7 protein-coding genes and 1 tRNA gene (1 of these 8 cut by a window edge) are annotated in these 6,016 nt (G+C 37.2%); 6 read left to right on the top strand and 2 right to left on the bottom strand.

What is annotated here, in order from left to right; all coding sequences use genetic code 11:
• The 5 genes from C0V77_RS04645 to C0V77_RS04625 all read left to right on the top strand — a co-directional run.
• A protein-coding gene (locus C0V77_RS04645; protein WP_229236198.1) for a 4Fe-4S dicluster domain-containing protein crosses the window boundary here: on the top strand, positions 1–54 show its final stretch. Its footprint begins 1,848 nt before the window's first position; only the last 54 of its 1,902 coding nucleotides appear in the window; its start codon lies beyond the left edge, outside the window; the stop codon is at positions 52–54.
• Positions 33–794, top strand: coding sequence for a hypothetical protein (locus C0V77_RS04640; protein ID WP_101725171.1), 762 nt, complete (start codon positions 33–35; stop codon positions 792–794). Before C0V77_RS04645 ends, C0V77_RS04640 begins: the two co-directional genes overlap by 22 nt.
• A gap of 77 nt (positions 795–871) precedes the next feature.
• Positions 872–1,423, top strand: a complete 552-nt coding sequence (locus C0V77_RS04635; protein ID WP_229236197.1) for an NADH-quinone oxidoreductase subunit J — start codon at positions 872–874, stop codon at positions 1,421–1,423.
• 56 nt (positions 1,424–1,479) lie between these two features.
• The gene (gene nuoK, locus C0V77_RS04630) at positions 1,480–1,785 is read left to right on the top strand and encodes an NADH-quinone oxidoreductase subunit NuoK (protein WP_101725170.1); all 306 of its coding nucleotides are present in this window, start codon (positions 1,480–1,482) and stop codon (positions 1,783–1,785) included.
• 60 nt (positions 1,786–1,845) lie between these two features.
• Positions 1,846–1,919 (top strand) — tRNA-Arg (locus C0V77_RS04625).
• Between the two features lie 379 nt (positions 1,920–2,298).
• On the opposite strand, the gene C0V77_RS04620 is transcribed toward C0V77_RS04625, so the two are convergent.
• The gene (locus C0V77_RS04620; protein WP_101725169.1) at positions 2,299–3,429 is read right to left on the bottom strand and encodes a hypothetical protein; all 1,131 of its coding nucleotides are present in this window, start codon (positions 3,427–3,429) and stop codon (positions 2,299–2,301) included.
• 596 nt (positions 3,430–4,025) lie between these two features.
• The gene (locus C0V77_RS04615) at positions 4,026–4,433 is read right to left on the bottom strand and encodes a hypothetical protein (protein WP_216824395.1); all 408 of its coding nucleotides are present in this window, start codon (positions 4,431–4,433) and stop codon (positions 4,026–4,028) included.
• Positions 4,434–4,634: 201 nt separating this feature from the next.
• Here C0V77_RS04615 and C0V77_RS04610 point away from each other — a divergent pair, with 201 nt between their 5' ends.
• On the top strand, positions 4,635–5,510 hold the full coding sequence (locus C0V77_RS04610) for a DMT family transporter (RefSeq protein WP_101725168.1): 876 nt from the start codon (positions 4,635–4,637) through the stop codon (positions 5,508–5,510).
• The last annotated feature ends 506 nt before the right edge of the window (positions 5,511–6,016 follow it).

Below are 6,016 nucleotides of genomic sequence, written 5' to 3'. Positions count from 1 at the left end.
CGGAAACCGCACCCAAGCCCAAACCTGCCTTTGTGCCTAAGTTTAGGGCAGTAGTAAAACCAGCAGAAACATCAGCAGAAGATAAAACAGAAACAGCATTGCCAGCGGCTGATATAGTACCATCTGTTGAGGCTAAAGCAGAAGATATTGAGTTAGGATTAACTCCGGACGTTATTAATGAAAACCTTCCTGAAAATACATCGGTTTTGAATAAGTCAGCAGAACCAGACATGGTTGAGGGGCATCTAAAAGATGTTGAAGAAACGAAAGAAATAGAATCACCCGGTGCCGTATTCATGCCATCTGTTGAAGTAGAAGTACAATCAGAAATGGTTGATACAGAAAAAACGGCCGAAGCAATTAGTACAGGGCCTGTTGAGGAGGCTGAAGAACGGGAAACAATTGAAATACCTGTAGCAGAGGAAACACCCGAAGCAGCATTGTTGCCTGTTGGTACCGTTTCTGTTACTGAATTTGCAACAAAAACAGATGAAAAAGAATCCCCTCTGGCAAAAGAACAAGTAACTGAGCCGGCACCATTACCAGAGCCTGTTAAAAATGCAAACAAAGAGGCAGAACCCACCATTTCATTGTTTGGTGACTTTGCCCCTAAAGATACGCCAAAGCCTAAAGCTAAGGCTGTACCTAAACCGGCCGCTAGCCAGTCTTTATTTGATTTAGATGGCCAGGCAGGAGAGAAGGTGCCGAAAGAAACACCGAAACCTAAAGCCAGGTCGGCTCCTAAACCGCCCAAGCAGCAGTCATTGTTTGACTTTGGTAGTCAGGAAGAATAAATAATTTCAGCATAATAATTTTAAAAGGATTTCAGGCTATCCCCTGAAACGCGGTCAAGAATAACATATAACCAGGTTTGGAAGATTTACTTAAACATATTGACGAAGAGCTGGTAAAGCAAATTGCCTTCTTTTTTATTGCAAGCATTACCATTGGCGGGGCAGTTTATCTGCTTTTTACCAGAAACGTACTCTATGCGGCATTCAGCCTTTTGGTTACTTTATTGGGCATGGCAGGGCTATATGTCTTTGCCGGGGCTGACTTTCTGGCAGTGAGCCAGATTATGATTTATGTTGGCGGTATTCTTATTCTGATGATTTTCGGTATCATGCTTACCAATAAAACCAAAGACAAACAGGCGGCAGATAAAGTGAATACAATACTGGTAAGCCACCATAACCGGTTCTGGGGGGTGTTGGTAGCAGGTTTATTGTTTTTAGGTTTTCTGAAAGTAATTTTTACCGCCAATTTTCATCTGATTACCCGCCAGACCATTCAGGGAACCACCGTTAATAAAATAGGCGTAGAGCTGATGACTAACTATGTATTGGCTTTTGAACTCATTGGCTTGCTTTTGCTGGCAACACTGGTTGGTGCAGCTTACGTGGCAAAAAAGGATAAAGTGTAGAGAAAAATTATTCACTAATCCGCAATTCACCATTCACGATTACTTACAATAAACAGATGATATACATACAAAATTACCTCATAATTGGGGCCATTCTGTTTTCTATAGGGTTGGCAGTAGCAGTAACCAAGCGCAATGCTATTCTGGTGCTGATGGGGGTTGAATTGATGCTCAATGCGGTTAATCTGAATCTGATTGCCTTTAGCCAGTATGACCCTAACCGGCTACAGGGACAAATGTTTGCACTCTTTGTGATGGTGGTGGCAGCGGCGGAAATTACGGTTGCATTGGCGATTATTTTGAAAATATATGATTATTTCAAGAATATTGATATAGATGGCGTAAGTGAATTAAAAAAGTGAAAAAAGTATTTGACAAATACATTTACGCTTGCTACCTTTGCAATCCCAAATCGGGAACAAGGCTGCGTAGCTCAACTGAATAGAGCGTCTCACTACGGATGAGAAGGTTAGGGGTTTGAATCCCTTCGCGGTCACGAAAGTTAAAAAGCCCTGCTAAAACAGGGCTTTTTTTGTTATTTTCTCTCCTTTTTTTGTAATTTCCTAGTATTTTCTCAAGGTAAATTCGGTGGCATTTTTTTCTCGCGGTGGCACTACTTTTCGACTTTTTCGTAAAAGATAAAAAATTATCTTAAATTTTTTAATTTGATGCGCAAGTTTTCTTTTGCTTCCAACCAATCACAAGCTTAAAAAAAAATTGTATCATTTAATTGCTACTCATGAGTATTATAAGGCTACGTCCGGACAGAGATATTTTTACATTGATGCGACTTATCAAGCAGTCTATGTTTGAGCAGGCATAAAGGAAATATTTTGGAATATTACTGTAATCGTTTAAAAATTGATTGTTAAAACTTACCAGACTTGAACGGTTTCATCTTTTGTTTCAAAATATTGAGCTGGGACATAAAAGAAATCTCCACCTTCTACCGGAAAAATATCAAAGGGTGCTTTATTGTTTGAGTAACATTGATTCAGAAGTTTCTCAATTTTAACTGAATCACTAAAATCCTTTCCTTGAGTATAGATTTGTACTTTACTATCTTTTTCTTCAAGTGATTTAAAAAAAGCCTGATCAACTAATCGATTAACTGTGGGAAATGAATAACCAATTAGTACTAAAATATCAGTCTTTTCAGCAATTTTTTTTAACTTCTCTTTTAAATCATCGTCGTTCTGATTTTCCCAACCGAACTTAATTGAAGATGATTCCGGTCCTTTGTCTTGATTCAAGGAATTTTCATAATTTTCAATTATTTTTTCTAAAGCATCTATTAAGTGAATATCTGGGTATTCAACTTGGGAATGAGTCGCAGGTTCCTTTCTGTTGAAAACATTTTTTACTATGTTGTCATTAATTGAAGAACCGTTCAATTTTAACAGCTTTGCGCCTGTGTATAAAGAATTTTCATTTGTAATCCCTAAGAATTCCTCGTAAGCCTTGAATTCATTATTTTTGTCATAAAGATTGTTTATTATAGCTGATTCAAAATGTATGTCATAATTCCAGGATATAAAATCAAAATTATTGGGAATCTCAACTTTTAATAATTTACTTGGATTATCCGTTTTTTCTCCAATTGTTCTAATCAAATTTTCATATCTTGAATCAATATTACTATGCTCAAAACCGTAACTTGCGGTCTCCATTAGTGTATTTTCAAAATACTGTTTCTTTTTTTTCTTAAAATGACAGAAGCAAAATATTAATTCAAGGAATAATTTATATTCAAAATACACCAAACGCGATTCATCTGTCTGGTAATATCTTTTTGCTAAAGTATCCATACTGGAAGCACTTTCGAATTCAGTTTGATACTTTTCTAATACAATCTTAATTTTTGTCTTGATTGAGATATTTATAGATAGCGTATCAATGTATTCCATCGCAAGTTTTGGAATTGAATTAAATTCAGATACTATCGGGATACCTTTGGCACTTGCACCGGCGCCCATTAAATAAGTAATATGATATTTTTCTGGCATGTTTAATTAAAAATAGAGTTCCACAAAAATAAAAAACATTCGAAGTTTTGCAACTATCTATTGTCCTTTTAATCAATAAACGCAATATATACTTTTGATGAAAAAGAGAGAGCATAACATGTATTGGCTTACTTTTAGAAAACCCGTCTTATATTCCGTTTCTCTAATAATAACCTGCATTACACAATTGAGTTAATTGGCTTTAGCTTGAATAACCGTTCAATATTGAAATATATTTGGAAATACGAATTTCAGAATATCTGTATTTTGTTTTTTTGTGCCTTTACGAATGAGTAAAAGTTGTCAAATATATTAATCGGTTAGCAAAAATAGTTAGATTTAAAATAAAGTAGCTGTTGGGCATTTGTTGGATATGGTAGAAAAGTAGAAAAAGCTATGAATTTGAATAAGTCTGGTGCTAGTATTAGGGTCATACATGAGACTTGTATATACGATACTATCAAAAAATTAGCAAATTGAAGAATTTAAATCGCAAAGGGGGATTTATTTTATTATCCCCCACAAAACAAAGATAGGAGTAAGCCCTAAGACTTACTCCTGCTTGGAGATATATTGAAATATAAATAGAAGACTAATTAAGGCTCAAAAATGAGGCGTTCGTCCTTTTCAATTACCGGAATATTCTTCACAAATTCATCATACCCTGCTTCATCTTCATGGTTGCTGTAAGCGCCGTAGGCATCAATAGTATATCCGATTGTTCCGTCTTTCGACTCAATGATGTAAATAATCGATGATTCCGAAGGGCTCGATTCTCCCTCAAAACGATACGTCTTAATGATTTCCAGTTCTTCAGGCTGATAATATTTGTCAGAGTCTGAAATATGAAAACCTTGGGCTGCCCATCTGAACTCTTTGTCGTAGCCCTTTTTGGCTAGTTTATCCAGAATAGTAACCATGGTGGTCATGTCTGTGCTTTTGTCTGAATATTCCTTTAGCGGCTCCATTGTAGTTGCCATTGCCTCGTTATTCGTAGTATCCATAGTCGTAAGGTTTAATACTTATCATCTTACAATTGTTGTGCCTTGGCCAGATAACCGCCATCTGGCCATGTAATTGTGATACAAAATACTCATCGCACAGTTGAGTGTAGAAAATTTTGCCAAACCGAACCAATTAAATGCTGAAAGTGTATTTTATAGTATAGTGCCTGCGGTCTTATTTCTCTTTATTAACAGATTTTCATGCGTCTTACCTATCTTAAACTGATTGCAACTGTTTTTTTCTGGGGTTCAAACTTTGCAGCCGGAAAAATAGCCATACAGTCGTTCGGGCCATATTCAACAGCCTTTTTACGTTTTACAGTAGGGGCAACTCTATTAATGTTGATGCTTTATAAGCAAGAGGGTAAAATTCCTAAGCTGAGCCCAACCCAATGGAAATGGGCAGCAGTAGCCGGCATATTGGGGGTGGTACTTTACAACCTGAGCTTTTTTATGGGTATTCAGTATATGCCTACGGTGCGGGCATCGCTCATTATTGCGTTTGCACCCATTACGATTACATTAGGCAGCGCCATTTTCTTTGGCGAGAAGGTTACGTTTCTGAAATGGACGGGCATTCTGATATCCATAGCCGGTGCTATGGTAGTAATTGTGAGGGGCGATTTCGGTAATCTGTTAGAACAAGGTACCTGGGGCATTGGCGAGTGGTTTATTATGGGCGCTGTGTTGTCGTGGACGGCCTATACCCTAACCGGAAAACTGGCTTTAAGAACCATGCCTGCGCTAACACTCAGCGCTTTTTCGGCGTTCATAGGCTGTATTCTTTTATTTATACCCGCCATGCAGCATCAATTGTTTGAGCGCATGGCTACTGCCAGCTGGCAGGCTTATGCGTCGGTTGTATATATGGGCGCAGCTGCTACTGCTCTGGGTTTTATCTGGTATTATGAGGCCGTTCGGTTAATTGGTGTTACCAAATCGGCCATTATTGGTAATCTTACACCAGTATTTGCAGTGCTGATTGCCGTTTCTTTTTTAGGTGAAAAGCTGACAATCCCAACGCTTTTGGGTGGAGCATTAGTTCTTTTGGGGATTTTGCTTACTAGTAGGAAATAAGGTTTTCTTGTGCTTTGTTGTTTTTAATGTTGAGTTGGTTAAGAGCTACCGTTCTGTTACTTTAAAACGCGGAAATATGGTTTTGTAAACCTACTTGGTGCCATAAATCAACTGTTTTTACATTCCCCTGTTGTTACTTTTTACGCAAAAAGTAACCAAAAACCTGCATCATTTAAACTCGTACAATTAAATATCCGACAATCATTTTCACTTTGCAACAGCTATTCCTTGATTTTTAATCGTACTCAAACAGGAAATGATGTTTTAAGGTTGTGATTTTAGTTGTTATTGTTTTGTTTTTGTTTGATAGGTCGATTTTTACCCCCTGTGCTAAACTTTGTGACTCTCCGTGGTTAAAATTTCAATTGGTATTTATTTCACCCTGTATGGGTGAGGCTGAACTATATTTTTAATCAATAATTTCGTTCTTTGGTTGCTTAAGTAAGAGCGCGCAGGTAATATTAAAGTTCAAATGCTGAAATCTTAGTCCCATACTAATTTATTTG

The organism is Emticicia sp. TH156 (assembly GCF_002855535.1).
Lineage (GTDB): Bacteria > Bacteroidota > Bacteroidia > Cytophagales > Spirosomataceae > Emticicia > Emticicia fluvialis.
Note: the sequence above shows the minus strand (reverse complement) of the source record. Positions and strands in the feature narration are given on the sequence as shown.